The sequence below is a fragment of the Ruegeria sp. SAZD013 genome (genome assembly GCF_059612525.1).
Genome location: NZ_JBXWQT010000020.1, coordinates 131,978 through 146,724, shown reverse-complemented (window position 1 = coordinate 146,724; position 14,747 = coordinate 131,978). Strand labels below are relative to the sequence as shown.

Here is a 14,747-nt window from a genome sequence, read left to right as displayed (position 1 = left end):
ATTTCTTTACAAATAAATTCAGGGATTCCGGCAATTTATTTATTTATTTTCAGAACTCGGTAATATTCGACCTTGGGGAGGAACGGGATCGACATTGCCGGACCAAGTGGCAAAAAATGTCCCAACGTAATCCAGTCCAGAGGGAGGAGCCTCAAAAATGACCACCGCTGCCCAGGCAGATGCCAAGACCTATCCGCCATCCGCAGAAACCGTCGCCCGTGCGCATGTTGATGCCGAAAAATATGCCGGCATGTACGCCGCTTCGATCAGTGACCCCGACGCATTCTGGGGCGAGCAAGGCAAGCGCGTTGACTGGATCAAACCCTTCACCCAGGTCAAAGACGTTAACTACGATTTCGGTTCGGTTAAAATAAACTGGTATGCCGATGGCACCTTGAATGTCTCGGCCAACTGTTTGGATCGCCACCTGAAAACCCGCGGTGATCAAACGGCAATCATCTGGGAACCGGACGATCCAAATGATCCGGCTCAGCATATCTCTTACGCAGAACTGCACCGCCGCACCTGCCGCATGGCCAACATCCTTGAATCTATGGGTGTGCGCAAAGGCGACCGCGTCGTCATTTATCTGCCTATGATCCCCGAGGCCGCTTATGCCATGCTGGCCTGCGCGCGGATCGGCGCAATTCACTCTATTGTTTTTGCAGGCTTCTCGCCGGACGCTCTGGCAGCCCGGATCAACGGCTGTGACGCCAAGGTTGTCATCACCGCGGACGAGGCTCCGCGCGGTGGTCGTAAGACGCCGCTGAAATCCAATGCTGACGCGGCACTGCTGCACTGCAAGGATACGGTCAAGTGCCTTGTCGTCAAACGCACCGGTGGCCAGACCACCTGGATTGACGGTCGTGACTTTGACTACAACGAAATGGCCCTTGAGGCGGACGACTACTGCGCACCAGCCGAAATGAGCGCCGAAGATCCGCTGTTCATCCTCTACACCTCCGGCTCGACAGGTCAGCCAAAAGGCGTTGTTCACACGACCGGCGGCTATCTTGTTTACGCCGCAATGACGCATGAGATCACCTTCGATTACCACGAAGGCGACGTGTACTGGTGTACGGCAGATGTGGGCTGGGTGACCGGCCACAGCTATATTGTCTATGGCCCGCTGGCCAATGGTGCGACAACGCTAATGTTCGAAGGCGTTCCAACCTTCCCCGACGCGTCGCGTTTCTGGCAAGTCTGCGAAAAACACAAGGTGAACCAGTTTTACACCGCGCCCACAGCGATCCGCGCCCTGATGGGTCAGGGCAAAGAGTTTGTCGAGAAATGCAACCTCAGCGATCTGCGCACTCTGGGAACCGTGGGTGAACCGATCAACCCCGAAGCCTGGAATTGGTACAACGAAGTCGTCGGCAAGGGCAAATGTCCCATCGTGGATACATGGTGGCAAACTGAAACCGGCGGTCACCTGATGACCCCCCTGCCCGGCGCCCATGCAATGAAGCCCGGATCGGCAATGAAACCGTTCTTTGGCATCGAACCGGTGGTGTTGGACCCGCAGTCCGGCGTCGAGATCGAAGGTAATGGTGTCGAGGGTGTGCTCTGCATCAAAGACAGCTGGCCCGGCCAGATGCGCACTGTCTGGGGCGATCATGAGCGGTTCGAAAAGACCTATTTTTCGGATTACAAAGGCTACTACTTCACTGGTGATGGCTGTCGTCGCGATGAAGATGGCGACTACTGGATCACCGGCCGCGTGGACGATGTGATCAACGTGTCTGGCCACCGCATGGGAACGGCCGAGGTGGAAAGCGCTCTGGTTGCACACGCCGCCGTAGCAGAAGCTGCGGTTGTTGGGTATCCCCATGAAATCAAGGGGCAAGGCATCTATTGCTATGTCACTTTGATGAATGACCGTGAACCAAGCGAAGAGCTCCGTAAGGAGTTGCGCACCTGGGTCCGGACCGAAATCGGACCGATTGCCAGCCCCGATGTGATCCAATGGGCCCCGGGCCTGCCCAAAACACGTTCCGGTAAGATCATGCGCCGCATCCTGCGCAAGATCGCCGAAAATGATTTTGGTTCGCTGGGTGACACCTCGACACTGGCCGATCCGTCGGTGGTCGAAGACCTGATCGAAAACCGCGCAAGCAAGTGAGGATGTGATGGACGCCGCCACGATCACCACTCCCGCAGTACTCATCCTTCTCGGCCCTCCGGGCGCCGGGAAGGGCACGCAGGCCCGGATGCTGGAAGAGAAATTCGGGCTTGTTCAACTCAGCACGGGTGACCTGCTGCGCGAAGCCGTTGCAGCAGGCACGGACGCAGGCAAAGCCGCCAAAGCCGTGATGGAAGCCGGTGATCTGGTCAGTGACGAGATCGTCATTGCGATCCTGCGCGACCGTATGGCGCAATCAGATTGCGCCAAGGGCGTCATTCTGGATGGGTTCCCCCGCACAACGGTTCAGGCAGAGGCGCTGGATGGTCTGCTGGCGTCCAATGACCAGAAGATCAACGCAGCAATCAGCCTGGAAGTGGAAGATGCCGAAATGGTGATCCGCATTTCGGGCCGCTACACCTGCGCGGGCTGCGGCGAAGGGTACCACGACCAGTTCAAGAAGCCAGCCGAAGACGGAAAGTGCGACAAGTGCGGCAGCACCGAATTCAAGCGCCGCGCGGATGACAACGCTGAAACCGTGGCTTCGCGCCTAGCGGCTTATCATGCACAGACCGCGCCGCTGATCACCTATTACGACGGTCACGGTGTTCTGAAACGCATCAATGCCATGGGCAGGATCGAAGATATCGCTGGCGATCTCGAAGGGATCGTGAGCGACACCATGAGTTAAGGGGAGGAGATAAGCCACAAGGCTTTGATCCTAAAAAGAATACTTCAAAAGACCGCTTTGGCGGACTGGTGAAGTTTTACCTGGCACCATACGGTGTTGGGCATTGTCGAGAAGCGGACCGACGCACTGGAGGAGTTGAGCACCGGGCCGCCAAACGAGGAAGCGAAGGAGGAACCCGCAATGGCGGATCAATCTACAAACTCCGCGCAGGCAGCCGAAGCCGACAAGGGCTATTGGCAGGCCAACCTGCGCCTCATCTACATCAGCCTCGTGATCTGGGCGCTGGTGTCATTTGGATTCGGCATCCTGCTGCGTCCGCTGCTGTCGGGCATCGCCGTCGGTGGTACTGATCTGGGCTTTTGGTTCGCTCAGCAAGGATCGATCCTGGTCTTTCTGGTGCTGATCTTCAACTACGCCTGGCGCATGAACAAGCTAGACGCCGAACACGGCGTGGATGAAGAGTAAGGGAGAGCGGGGATAATGGATCAGTTTACCATCAACCTGCTGTTTGTCGGCGCATCCTTCGCGCTGTACATCGGCATTGCGATTTGGGCCCGCGCGGGTTCCACATCAGAGTTCTACGCCGCCGGTCGCGGCGTACACCCGGTCACCAACGGTATGGCAACAGCGGCGGACTGGATGTCTGCGGCCTCGTTCATCTCGATGGCGGGCCTGATTGCCTTTACCGGCTATGACAACTCGACCTTCCTGATGGGGTGGACGGGTGGCTACGTGCTGTTGGCCCTGCTGCTTGCGCCGTACCTGCGCAAATTCGGCAAGTTCACCGTATCGGAATTCATCGGCGACCGTTTCTACAGCCAGACAGCGCGCATCGTTGCGGTGATCTGTCTGATTGTCGCATCGGTGACCTACGTTATCGGTCAGATGACCGGTGTTGGGGTTGCCTTTGGCCGCTTCTTGGAAGTGTCGAACACCACCGGGCTGTTGATCGGTGCAGGCGTTGTGTTTGCCTACGCGGTGTTCGGAGGGATGAAGGGCGTGACCTATACACAGGTCGCTCAGTACTGCGTGCTGATCACCGCCTACACCATCCCTGCCATCTTTATCTCGCTACAGCTGACCGGCACTCCGATTCCGGCGCTGGGTCTGTTTGGCGACACTGCAAGCGGTGTACCGCTACTGACCAAACTGGACGGCATCGTAACAGAGCTGGGCTTCAACGAATACACGGCCCATCACTCCAACACGCTGAATATGGTGCTGTTCACCCTGTCGCTGATGATCGGTACCGCCGGTCTGCCGCACGTTATCATGCGCTTCTTCACCGTCCCCAAAGTGTCTGACGCACGTTGGTCGGCTGGCTGGGCGTTGGTCTTCATCGCGCTGCTGTATCTGACCGCTCCGGCTGTTGGCGCAATGGCCCGTCTGAACATCACCGACATGATGTGGCCCAATGGTGGCATCGAAGGTGGTGCCGTTACAGTCGAACAGATCGACAATGATGCACGGTACGACTGGATGGCCACATGGCAGAAAACCGGCCTGCTGGATTGGGAGGACAAGAACGGCGACGGCAAGATTCAGTACTACAATGACAAATCTGAATCGATGCAGGCGATTGCGGAACAAAAAGGCTGGGTCGGTAACGAGCTGACCAAGTTCAACCGCGATATCCTGGTTCTGGCCAACCCCGAGATTGCCAACCTGCCCGGTTGGGTAATCGGTCTGGTCGCTGCCGGTGGTCTTGCGGCTGCTCTGTCGACTGCTGCGGGCTTGCTGCTGGCGATTTCGTCGGCCGTGTCCCACGACCTGATCAAGGGCGCAATCAACCCGCAGATCTCGGAAAAAGGCGAGCTTCTGTCGGCACGGATTGCGATGGCTGTGGCGATTGCTGTAGCGACCTGGTTGGGTCTGAATCCTCCGGGCTTTGCAGCACAGACTGTTGCTCTGGCCTTTGGTCTGGCGGCAGCCTCGATCTTCCCGGCACTGATGATGGGGATCTTCTCGACCCGCATCAACAACACCGGTGCTGTTGCAGGTATGCTGGCAGGTCTGGTCGTTACCCTGGTCTACATCTTCCTGCACAAGGGTTGGATGTTTATTCCGGACACCAACTCGTTCACCGATGCCGATCCGTTGCTGGGTCCGATCCAGTCGACCTCGTTCGGCGCTGTCGGTGCCATGGTCAACTTTGCTGTCGCCTATGTTGTGGCTGGCATGACCAAGGAAACTCCGCCTGAGATCAAGGAACTGGTCGAAAGCGTTCGCATTCCCCGTGGTGCGGGTGCAGCTCAGAACAAGTGAGCATGATGCGGTCGTTGGCTCTTGCCTTCGACCGCGTCTTTCGATCCACTACTCCCGCCCGGCATACCACTGGGCGGGATTTTTTCACCAGAACACCGGAGACATCAGATGCCCCTGTCCCACGATGAAATCGCCCGGTTTCTGAAATCCGTTCATCCCTATGACGCGTTACCGGCTGAAGCCCTGGATCAGATCGTAAAACAGATCGAGGTCTGGGAAGTAGAGGAAGACACCTCGGTCTATGAACTGGGTCATGCGCTTCCCGGCGTATTCGTGATCTATGAAGGACAGGTTGAAATCACCGATGAGAATGGTGCCGTTGTCTCTCAACTAGGCTTGCGCAATTCTTTTGGAGAGCGCGGACTGCTGAAAGACGGCAAGGCAGCCACCAAGGCGCGTGCGCACACTCCGTCGGTCCTGATTGTTTTGCCACCGGATCTGGTGCGCGAGTTGATCGACGGTCACGATGTGGTCGCCAAGTTCTTCAACCGCACACGCGGCGACAGAAGCGGCCCGCAAAGCCTTGCGACCAGTTCCATTGATATTCTGATGGCACATAACCCGGCTACCTGCCCCGCGGATACGCCTGTTCAGAAAGCGGCGCAGATCATGCGCGACAAACACATCTCGTCACTATGCATCACAGACGGCGACACGTTGCAGGGCATCGCGACGCTCCGGGATATCTCAGGCAAATATGTTGCGGACGGCCTGCCTCCGTCCACACCGGTTTCCGAGATCATGACCGCGAACCCCGTCACCCTGTCACCCGGTGACATCGGCTCAGACGTGTTGCACATCATGATGGAACGCGGCATCGGCCACGTCCCGATTTCAGAGGGCGGTCGGCTGGTCGGTATCGTCACACAAACCGACCTGACACATTACCAGGCCGTGAACTCGGCCGAACTGGTGCGACGCATCGCCCAGGCAAATACCGCCGAAGATATGGCGCGGGTAACGGCGGAAATCCCACAGCTGCTGGTACAACTGGTTGCAGGAGGGAACCGGCACGAAATCGTCACACGCCTGATCACCGACGTTGCTGACACGGTTACCCGGCGCCTTCTGGCCCTTGCTGAACAGAAACTGGGCCCGCCCCCTGTGCCGTATCTGTGGCTGGCATGCGGCTCGCAAGGGCGGCAGGAGCAGACAGGCGTGTCGGATCAGGACAACTGCCTGATGCTGGATGACAGCCTAACCGATGCGGATATGGAGTACTTTGTAATGCTGGCCAGGTTCGTGTCGGACGGGCTGGATACCTGTGGCTATTTCTATTGTCCCGGCGACATGATGGCGACCAATCCGCGCTGGTGTCAGCCGGTGCGTGTCTGGCGCGACTATTTCAAGGGATGGATCGCCAAACCGAACCCCGAAGCGCAGATGCTGGCCTCGGTCATGTTTGACTTGCGCCCGATAGGCGGCACGTTCGACCTGTTCGCCGACCTGCAAGCCGACACATTGGCGGCGGCCAGGTCCAATTCGATCTTCGTCGCACATATGATCTCGAACTCGTTGAAACACACGCCGCCGCTGGGGTTGCTGCGTGGGTTTGCAACCATCCGGTCGGGCGAGCACCGCAACACGCTGGATATGAAACACAATGGTGTTGTTCCGGTCGTGGATCTGGCGCGAATCTACGCCCTGCAAGGCGAACTGCCCGAGGCCAATACGCGCGCCCGTCTGAAGGCTGGCGAGGCCAATGGCGTTCTCAGCGCGTCAGGCGCACGCGATTTGCTGGACGCCTATGATCTGATCGCCGAAACCCGGCTTGAACATCAGGTCCAGCTGGTCAAATCGGGCAAGAAACCAGACAATTATCTGCCACCTTCCGATCTTTCGGACTTTGAGCGAAGTCATCTTCGTGACGCCTTCGTTGTGGTAAAAACCATGCAATCAGCGGTCGGCCACGGCAAGGGAATGCTGGGCTGACATGCATCTGAAGAACGGAGAGACACGATGTTTCTGGAATTGATCGGCACTGTTTTTGCGGGCTTCGCTTTTGCGGGTATCGTTCTTGTGCTGAACAAGCTGACCGGAGGGCGGTTGCCGAAATGGGTTACTCCGGTCGCGGCGGGTTTGGGGATGATCGCTGTGACCATATCCAGCGAGTATTCCTGGTACGACCGTACGCGCGAACAGCTTCCCGAGGAAATGGCAATCGTGCAAGAGGTTGAAAGCCGCGCCCTCTACCGCCCGTGGACCTATGCCGTGCCCTTCGTCGACCGCTTTGCCGCTATCGACACCGTGTCGGTGCGAACAAACGAAAACGTTCCCGACCAACGACTTGTCGATCTTTATTTCTTCGGTCGCTGGGCTCCGGTTTCAAAACTGCCCGTGGCCGTAAACTGTGCCGAGAATCGTCGCGCCAACCTTGCGGACGGTGCTGAGTTTTCCGATGACGGACGTCTGCTGAATGCAGACTGGATATCTGCCGGGCCTGCCGACCCCATCATCGACGCCACCTGCGGGGTTTGACAATGCTCACAGGGTTAAGCCTGCGGCTCAGGATATTTCTGTTTTTCTGCCTGCTCGCGCTCGGCGGGATATCAATCAGTTCCGCCGCCCTGTGGATCACCTATGCCCGGGCCGCACAACCTGACCTGTTTGATGACTTCATCTTTGCCGAGGTTCTGATCGGGTTTGGATTGCTGGCTTTGATCGCCGGTGTCTGGCTGTTGTTTGACGACAATGTCGCCAAGCCGATCGAACGGCTTTCAGCGCAACTGCGGGCCCGCGCTCATGCCGGTGTCAGCACCGACCTGGACATGCAAGCCGCGCGGTATTTGGGAGATCTGGCCCCTGCTGCAGCTGGCCTGGCCGAGCAACTTGCCGCAAATGCCATGCACACGGCCGAGGCGGTGGCCGCTGAAACCGCTCATCTGGCGGCGGAAAAACAGCGCCTTACTGCCCTTCTGACCGAGATCCCGGTCGCCATGTTGCTGGCCAGTCCAAAACACCAGATCGTTTTGTATGACGGTCAGGCGGCCGAGGTGCTGGCCCAGATCGCGCATCCCCGCCTGAACGCCTCGCTCTTCGAGTATATCGAATCGACGGGGCTGACGGACGCGTATGGAAAGTTGTGCAAATCAGGTAAGGATGTTTTCTGCACCCTGACCAGCGTGGACGGCCGACAAACCTATTCGGCCCGAATGAAGCCATTGGGTGACGCACCCGGTTACATGCTGGTGTTCGAAGACAGCGTTGCCCGTATGTCGCCAGATGAGGCCCGCCCGCTGGTCTATGATTTCGAATTGCTGGACACGCCGGGTGACGGCGCGTTTGAAAACCGCTCTTTGCTGGATCTATGTTTTGTGGTCTTCGACACGGAAACAACCGGCTTGCTGCCACACAAGGATGAGATCGTTCAGATCGGCGCGGTCCGCGTTGTGAAAGGCAAGATCGTCGCGGGCGAGCATCTGGACATGCTTGTAGATCCGGGCATTCCGATCCCTGCTGCCTCGACCCGCGTGCACAAGATCAGTGATCACATGGTTCAGGGCGCACCGGATATTGTCAAAGCCGGACGTGTGTTTCACCAATTCTCACGCGATGCGGTGATTGTGGCCCATAACGCGCCGTTCGACATGGCGTTCCTTCGCCGCCATGCCAAGCGTATGGAAGTCGAATGGGATCATCCGATACTCGACACTGTGCTGTTGTCGGCCGTTTTGTTCGGCGCCAGCGATACACATACACTGGACGCGCTGTGTGAACGGCTGGACATCACTATCCCCGAGGCGCTACGTCATACGGCATTGGGCGACGCGGTGGCAACAGCCGAGGCGCTGGTCAAGATGCTGCCCATCCTGCAAGCGCGCGGGCTGAACACCTTTGGCGAAGTCATCGTCCAGACCCGCAAACACGGGCGTCTGCTGGAAGACCTGAATTAACACCGAAATTTGCAAACGCCGTTCAGCTTTTCGTGGACAATCCGGGCCACGCATGGCACCTGATGCGCGGCCAAGGAACACGCGCGCGATATGACGGAAAAGATTTTCACACCAACCCCGGATCAAAGCCACGCCTTTCGTGAGGCTCTGGGATGTTTCGGAACGGGTGTCACCGTGATCACTGCGCAAACCGAAGACGGCCCACGTGCAATCACCGTAAACTCGTTTGCGTCGGTGTCCCTGGACCCGCCGCTGGTGCTGTGGTGCCTGGCCAGAGAGTCAAACCGCTTCGATACGTTCAGCACCTGCACGCATTACTCGATCCACGTCATGGCTCAGGATCAACAGGATCAGGCGCTAAGATTTGCACGCGACGGTGTGGATTTCACCCATGCCGAGTGGACGACAGACGAGGCTGATCGCCCGCAGCTGGCCAATTGCCTGGCTCGGTTTGACTGCCGTTTGCATGCCCGGCACGAGGCCGGAGATCATCTGATCATTGTCGGTCATGTGGATCAGGTCATGTACCGCACTGGCAAGGGTCTGATCTTCAAGCGCGGTCAGTTCGGCGGGTTTGTAGACCCTTTCTAGTCGTCCAGAGACCCATGCACCGCCAGCACCTCTAGCTGTGCGTCTTGCGGAGTGATCACACGAAAGGATTCGTGCACTCCTGTCTCAGATAATTCTCTGGCGACGGTCAGCAGCGTGTTGGCGGCATGGTCTTCACACAGATCTGACATGTGATCAATCTCAGCCTGTGCCACGCCTAATGCGGCTTCGACCGAGGGCGCTCCATAATACTGCACGAAGTGTTCTGCCAAGTTGCGGGTGACCTGATCCCTTTCAGCGGCTTCGATCTGGGTTACCGCCACAAATGTCACCCGGCCAAAGGTTTCCAGCCCCAGCCAGCCATTCGCAAAAGCCTGACGCGCCTTACCTTCCAGATCCGCGCCGCTCCAGTTCGAAAACTCGAACCCGCCCGAAACGCACCATTCGCCCGTACGTGCCGGAGAATGAAACACGTTCATGTCGCTTTCATCGAAATGGATGGCGCGGGCCAGTTTCATCGTCCGTTCTCCAATAATTCCGTCAACGGGCGCAAACGGGTGTTGACCCCGTCGCGGATCAGCATTCCGAACCGCTCATCCGCTCCAAGGAATACACCGCCATCGACCCGTGGCTCACCTACCCCACGCAGCAGGCCCATCCATTCGGCATGCAGCGGCGCGTTGCCATCCTCCTGCCAGCGGTTGAGCCAGGTCAGCATATGGCGTGACCAGCTTTCGACCAGTTGCGTGGCCGACACCTCGGCGCAGCCTTCATCATAAAGGGCTGTGACATCCGGTGTCTCGCCGGGCGCGGTGCTGGTTTGCATCAATGCGAGCTCCCAGCCGACAATCAGCCAATCCGGTTCTTCTTCCGCGTTTTCCCCGGATGCCGAAACGCGGAACACACCGCATTTCGCGCCATTCACACAGATCACACCGTCCCATTCTAGATGCACCGCCACTTCAGGCGGGGCCAGAGCGCCCAGCGCATTCTGAAACCCGACAGCACAAAGCGGCAGCATCGCCATCGCGTCCCGCAGTGGCACCTCGGGCGCAAATACGATCGCGACACGCAGGTAATCGGCCTGAATGTTATAAACAACCGCCCCCGCATCGCAGCCCAAAGCCGCCATAGCCTGGGCCCGTTCAAACGGGTCTTCCCCACCCTGAACCGGGTGACCCGTCAACAAAGGGGGAAAGACCGGTTGGCTCATGCGGTGCCTTTGGTGATCATGTCGCGGGCGATCTTGCGGAAAGCCTCGGCCTGAGGACTGTCTGGCTTGCTGACCACAATTGGCGCGCCCCCGTCTGCGGCTACACGAATGTCCAGATGCAACGGGATTTCACCCAGCAGCGGCACGCCCATCGCCTCGGCCTCAGACTTGACACCACCATGACCGAAAACATGTTCTTCGTGCCCACAGTTCGAACAGATATGCGTGGACATGTTTTCGATCATCCCAACAATAGGTGTCTTGAGCTGATTGAACATGTCGATCCCCTTGCGGGCATCAATCAGCGCCACGTCCTGCGGCGTCGAGACGACAATAGCGCCGTCCACCTTGAATTTCTGGCTTAGCGTCAGTTGCACGTCACCGGTGCCGGGCGGCAGGTCGACGATCAGCACGTCCAGGGCACCCCATTGCACCTGGCTCATCATCTGTTGCAGCGCCCCCATCAGCATCGGCCCGCGCCAGACAACCGCCTGCCCTTCGTTGGTCATCAACCCCATCGACATCATGGTGACGCCGTGGTTGCGCAGCGGTAGGATCGTCTTGCCATCGGGGCTGGCCGGGCGGCCCGAGACGCCTAACATCCGAGGCTGCGACGGCCCGTAAACATCCGCGTCCAGCAGACCCACGCGCCGCCCTTCTGCGGCCAGTGCACAGGCCAGATTGGCCGACACGGTGGATTTGCCCACCCCCCCCTTGCCAGAAGCAACCGCGAGGATCCGGTCAACACCGGGAACGGCCTGCGGTCCAGTTTGGGATGGTTTGGGTTTCGGCTTCAAATCCGGCGGCGCCTTATCGGAATGCGCAGTCATCAGGGCCGATACATTTGCAACGCCCTCAACCATCTGCGCAGCCTTCTCAGCTGTTGCGCGCACAGGTTCCATCTTGTCGGCATGCTTCGGATCAATCTCAAGAACAAAGCGAACCGTGTCGCCCTCAACATTCAGCGCGCGCACGATGCCCGCGCTGACAATGTCCTGACCCGAAACCGGATCGGTGATCTTTTTCAGGTTCGCCAGAACCGCGTCACGAACACTCATGCTGTTCTCTCCTTGGTGTGCCCCGCCGACAGGGGCGTGCGTGTCGACATGTATTGGTCGCCGCTCATTGCATGTGTCTCCGTCTCTTTCTGTTCATTTGACGCATCGCAGCCTTCATAGTTAGGCTAAACCATGCGCCTTGTCTTGTTGTGCCTGAGCCTGACGCTCACCGCCACCCCCTCCTTGTCGCAGGAGGCGATTGGCCTTGCGGCTCCGGCAGAGGTTAAAGACTCCGGTCTGTTGCAACATATCCTTCCTCGCTTCTCTCTCAAGACCGGGATACGCGTTGTCGCAGATGATGCCGGTGCCATGGTGCTGGAAACCGCGCCGCCCGGTGATCCTGTCTTTGCCCGTGGTGGAGTGGTCTATCACCTGCGGATCGAAGGTGATAATCGTCAAATCCGGTTTCGCGACTGGCTGCAATCAGATATCGGCAAGCGCACTGTCGAAGGTTTTCTTCCTGCGGTGGGTGAACCGTTCAGCACCGGCTTTGATCCCACATTCACCCAGTCGGACGATACCCTGGATGGCAACACCGTGCTGGGCGAAGAACTATCTATGACCCATTGTGGTCGATGTCATGTGATTGGCCCCCGAAACCGGATGAGCGGGCTTGGCTCAACCCCCTCTTTCGCGGTTCTGCGCGCGATGCCGGATTGGTCGGAACGGTTCGAGGCGTTCTTTGCCCTCAATCCCCACCCCGCATTCACGCAGATCGACGGGTTGACACCCCCCTTTGATCCCGAGCGACCATCCCCAATTCACCCGGTCAAGATGACGTTGGACGATCTTGAAGCCATCCTGGCATTTGTTTCGCGCATTGACGCCGCAGATCTGGGCTCGCCGCTAAAGCTTCAGTGATCCTTTCTATCCGAATAGTAATCCTCGGTGGTAACGACCCGAGGCTTTGGTTTTGACTGGAACGGATTGTCCTGCTGCTGGAAATGAGCATTCACCCGGCAATTGTCACACATCTGGATCATCCGCGCCTGTTCCGTTGAGGCAAACATCGGGTGCGTGCCCGAAAGCTTTTCCATGATCCGTTCAACGGTTGATTTCACCCCAAACAAAGCCCCGCATTCGACGCAGGCAAATGGTTCCTCCTCGTTCAGGACCTGCTGAGACAAGGCAGCATCGCTCAGGTCCATTTGTGGTACCAAGGTGATCGCATCTTCGGGGCAGATCGTCTTGCACATTCCGCATTGCAGGCACGCATCCTGCTGAAAGTTCAGCTGGGGCTTGTCAGGGTTATCCATCAAAGCCCCGGACGGGCACAGAGACACACAACTAAGACAGAGCGTGCAACTGTCAGTATTCACTGCAACGGCACCGTAAGGCGCACCTTCAGGCAATGGCAGCGGGGCTTTGGCCTGCGGATTCAGGGCCTGTGCGGCCAGTCGCGCGATTTGTCGGCGGTTGCCAAGTGGCAAGACCGGATCTGCCAACGGTTCGGGGACATTTTGCGCATACAGCAAGTCTGCCATCGCATCAGGGTCCACCTCCTCAATCAGCCCGATCCCATCCGAACTGGCTATGGCACGTGCCAGTTCAAGTTCGCGATCCAGCGCATCCCGCTCGGTCGTCGGTGCCAGCAGCACATCCACACGCGCAAATCCATGAGCCAGTGAGGCCAGCATTTCCGAATGACCGAACCCGGATATCACTTTCAATTCCAGCGGGATAACATCCGAAGGCAATCCCCGCCCGAACCTTGCTGCAAGCCTTATCATTTCGGCCCCGTGGGCGTCGTGCACAAGCAACCGGGGTGCGATACCGCCTGCCCTTCGGTACGTGCGCGCCAGAGTGTGCATCCGTGACAACAAGGCCGAAACAGGTGGATCTTCATAGGTTATCGCCGTCGACGGGCAGACCGCCGCGCATTCACCACACCCGGCGCAGACCATCGGATCAATCGCTACATGCTCGCCCGAGGGCGTGATTGCACCGGTTGGGCAGATATCCAGACAGTTTGAGCACCCGACCTGTTCCGCCCGCGAATGGGCGCAAAGTGTTTCTTCCAGTCGCACGTACAGGGGTTTTTCGAATGTTCCGACCAGTTGGGCGGCGTCGAAAGCCAGACTTTCTACAGAAACCGCATCCTTGGGATCAGCCCGCAAGTACCCCTCGCGCTTGGCCGGGGCCTGCACAAAGGGCGTGCCCCCCGTCAGATCAACAATGATATCGCAGGCCGATTGCGCCCCATCTCTTGGTTCCGTCCAATTGAAAGCACCCCTGCCTGCGGGAACCACTTGCTGCACATTGTCCAGACGCAAAGAAAACCCACCCAGAGCACCCGAAACAGACCGCAACTGTCCCCGAATGACGTCGAAGGCCCGAGAGTCCGGCTCAGCCTGATCTGTGACCAGAACGGTTACAGCCAGTGTCCGGGCCAACCTTTCCGCCAGTCCAAAGGCAACGGTGCCCGGACCCATGATGAAACACGTGCCTTCGCTGATGACATCAACGCTGGGCGTCACGGGTTGCGGCAGGAACGCTTCGGCGGCTAAGGCAGCCATTTTGGCCGTCGCATCCGCGCCCTGATCGGACCACCCAGCGCGATCCCGCAGGTCGACAAAGCCGGGGGTCTCGATATTCATATCTTCGGCAAGCGACCGGAACACCTCTTGTTCTTGCAGACAGGCGATGACGGTATCGCCCTCTTGAATCAAGGCCGCAGCGGATTGCAGTTCTTTTGTACAAAGCGCGGTATGCACCTTTGAACAGGAAATTCCGCAGGCGCTTTCGATCCTGTCCGGATCCAGCGCCTGAGTTCCCGCGCAATCGCAGAGCAAAAGTTTCGTGCCCATGTCCCCTCCCTCGGGAAGCAGTCCCGATCCTCTGCACTTTAGGCTGCATTCCCGATGAAGCAACTTCAACCCTGCGCAGCGTGCAGGGCGCCGGGCAGAATTTCGCGGCAAAATCCTATAAAACAAAAGCCTTCTCAGGCTTTGATCAC

Annotated in this window: 13 protein-coding genes; 9 read left to right on the top strand and 4 right to left on the bottom strand. The window is 58.2% G+C overall.

Features of this window, described 5'->3' with window-relative positions:
- Positions 1–157 precede the first annotated feature (157 nt).
- The 8 genes from acs (at position 158) to AC2FLU_RS06930 (ending at position 9,562) form a co-directional block, all read left to right on the top strand.
- The gene (acs, locus tag AC2FLU_RS06965; RefSeq protein WP_496808580.1) at positions 158–2,122 is read left to right on the top strand and encodes an acetate--CoA ligase; all 1,965 of its coding nucleotides are present in this window, start codon (positions 158–160) and stop codon (positions 2,120–2,122) included.
- 7 nt (positions 2,123–2,129) lie between these two features.
- Entirely contained in the window at positions 2,130–2,813 is a 684-nt protein-coding gene (locus AC2FLU_RS06960) for an adenylate kinase (protein WP_480493362.1), read from the top strand.
- 180 nt (positions 2,814–2,993) lie between these two features.
- Positions 2,994–3,278 carry a DUF4212 domain-containing protein gene (locus tag AC2FLU_RS06955; protein WP_209504901.1) on the top strand — a complete coding sequence of 95 codons (285 nt, stop codon included), beginning with the start codon at positions 2,994–2,996 and terminating at the stop codon, positions 3,276–3,278.
- A gap of 15 nt (positions 3,279–3,293) precedes the next feature.
- Complete coding sequence (locus AC2FLU_RS06950; RefSeq protein ID WP_480476698.1) at positions 3,294–5,078, top strand: sodium:solute symporter family protein; 1,785 nt, start codon at positions 3,294–3,296, stop codon at positions 5,076–5,078.
- Between the two features lie 108 nt (positions 5,079–5,186).
- On the top strand, positions 5,187–7,010 hold the full coding sequence (locus AC2FLU_RS06945; RefSeq protein ID WP_480553292.1) for a DUF294 nucleotidyltransferase-like domain-containing protein: 1,824 nt from the start codon (positions 5,187–5,189) through the stop codon (positions 7,008–7,010).
- Positions 7,011–7,037: 27 nt separating this feature from the next.
- Positions 7,038–7,556: a hypothetical protein gene (locus AC2FLU_RS06940; RefSeq protein WP_480516730.1), complete on the top strand. Its 519-nt coding sequence runs from the start codon at positions 7,038–7,040 to the stop codon at positions 7,554–7,556.
- Between the two features lie 2 nt (positions 7,557–7,558).
- Positions 7,559–8,971, top strand: coding sequence for a 3'-5' exonuclease (locus tag AC2FLU_RS06935; protein ID WP_480553291.1), 1,413 nt, complete (start codon positions 7,559–7,561; stop codon positions 8,969–8,971).
- A 90-nt stretch (positions 8,972–9,061) separates the two neighbouring features.
- Complete coding sequence (locus AC2FLU_RS06930; protein WP_480476690.1) at positions 9,062–9,562, top strand: flavin reductase family protein; 501 nt, start codon at positions 9,062–9,064, stop codon at positions 9,560–9,562.
- Here the strand turns inward: AC2FLU_RS06930 and AC2FLU_RS06925 are convergent.
- The 3 genes from AC2FLU_RS06925 to AC2FLU_RS06915 are packed head-to-tail and all read right to left on the bottom strand — an operon-like array spanning position 9,559 to position 11,791.
- The gene (locus AC2FLU_RS06925; protein ID WP_480493367.1) at positions 9,559–10,038 is read right to left on the bottom strand and encodes a DUF6505 family protein; all 480 of its coding nucleotides are present in this window, start codon (positions 10,036–10,038) and stop codon (positions 9,559–9,561) included. The two genes, AC2FLU_RS06930 and AC2FLU_RS06925, sit on opposite strands and share 4 nt — an antisense overlap.
- On the bottom strand, positions 10,035–10,733 hold the full coding sequence (locus AC2FLU_RS06920; RefSeq protein ID WP_480476686.1) for a biotin/lipoate--protein ligase family protein: 699 nt from the start codon (positions 10,731–10,733) through the stop codon (positions 10,035–10,037). The genes AC2FLU_RS06925 and AC2FLU_RS06920 overlap by 4 nt, the downstream gene beginning before the upstream one ends.
- The gene (locus AC2FLU_RS06915; protein ID WP_480553290.1) at positions 10,730–11,791 is read right to left on the bottom strand and encodes an Mrp/NBP35 family ATP-binding protein; all 1,062 of its coding nucleotides are present in this window, start codon (positions 11,789–11,791) and stop codon (positions 10,730–10,732) included. The genes AC2FLU_RS06920 and AC2FLU_RS06915 overlap by 4 nt, the downstream gene beginning before the upstream one ends.
- Before the next feature lie 132 nt (positions 11,792–11,923).
- Between AC2FLU_RS06915 and AC2FLU_RS06910 the strand changes: the two genes are divergently transcribed.
- Positions 11,924–12,652 (top strand): hypothetical protein, encoded by a 729-nt coding sequence (locus AC2FLU_RS06910; RefSeq protein ID WP_480553288.1) that lies wholly within the window; start codon positions 11,924–11,926, stop codon positions 12,650–12,652.
- Here the strand turns inward: AC2FLU_RS06910 and AC2FLU_RS06905 are convergent.
- The gene (locus AC2FLU_RS06905; protein ID WP_496715212.1) at positions 12,646–14,598 is read right to left on the bottom strand and encodes a 4Fe-4S binding protein; all 1,953 of its coding nucleotides are present in this window, start codon (positions 14,596–14,598) and stop codon (positions 12,646–12,648) included. The genes AC2FLU_RS06910 and AC2FLU_RS06905 overlap by 7 nt on opposite strands.
- Between the last annotated feature and the right edge of the window lie 149 nt (positions 14,599–14,747).

Coding starts and splice junctions, on each gene's coding strand:
- acs (WP_496808580.1), top strand. CDS start 158: ATGACCACCGCTGCCCAGGCAGATGCCAAGACCTATCCGCCATCCGCA.
- AC2FLU_RS06960 (WP_480493362.1), top strand. CDS start 2,130: ATGGACGCCGCCACGATCACCACTCCCGCAGTACTCATCCTTCTCGGC.
- AC2FLU_RS06955 (WP_209504901.1), top strand. CDS start 2,994: ATGGCGGATCAATCTACAAACTCCGCGCAGGCAGCCGAAGCCGACAAG.
- AC2FLU_RS06950 (WP_480476698.1), top strand. CDS start 3,294: ATGGATCAGTTTACCATCAACCTGCTGTTTGTCGGCGCATCCTTCGCG.
- AC2FLU_RS06945 (WP_480553292.1), top strand. CDS start 5,187: ATGCCCCTGTCCCACGATGAAATCGCCCGGTTTCTGAAATCCGTTCAT.
- AC2FLU_RS06940 (WP_480516730.1), top strand. CDS start 7,038: ATGTTTCTGGAATTGATCGGCACTGTTTTTGCGGGCTTCGCTTTTGCG.
- AC2FLU_RS06935 (WP_480553291.1), top strand. CDS start 7,559: ATGCTCACAGGGTTAAGCCTGCGGCTCAGGATATTTCTGTTTTTCTGC.
- AC2FLU_RS06930 (WP_480476690.1), top strand. CDS start 9,062: ATGACGGAAAAGATTTTCACACCAACCCCGGATCAAAGCCACGCCTTT.
- AC2FLU_RS06925 (WP_480493367.1), bottom strand. CDS start 10,038: ATGAAACTGGCCCGCGCCATCCATTTCGATGAAAGCGACATGAACGTG.
- AC2FLU_RS06920 (WP_480476686.1), bottom strand. CDS start 10,733: ATGAGCCAACCGGTCTTTCCCCCTTTGTTGACGGGTCACCCGGTTCAG.
- AC2FLU_RS06915 (WP_480553290.1), bottom strand. CDS start 11,791: ATGAGTGTTCGTGACGCGGTTCTGGCGAACCTGAAAAAGATCACCGAT.
- AC2FLU_RS06910 (WP_480553288.1), top strand. CDS start 11,924: ATGCGCCTTGTCTTGTTGTGCCTGAGCCTGACGCTCACCGCCACCCCC.
- AC2FLU_RS06905 (WP_496715212.1), bottom strand. CDS start 14,598: ATGGGCACGAAACTTTTGCTCTGCGATTGCGCGGGAACTCAGGCGCTG.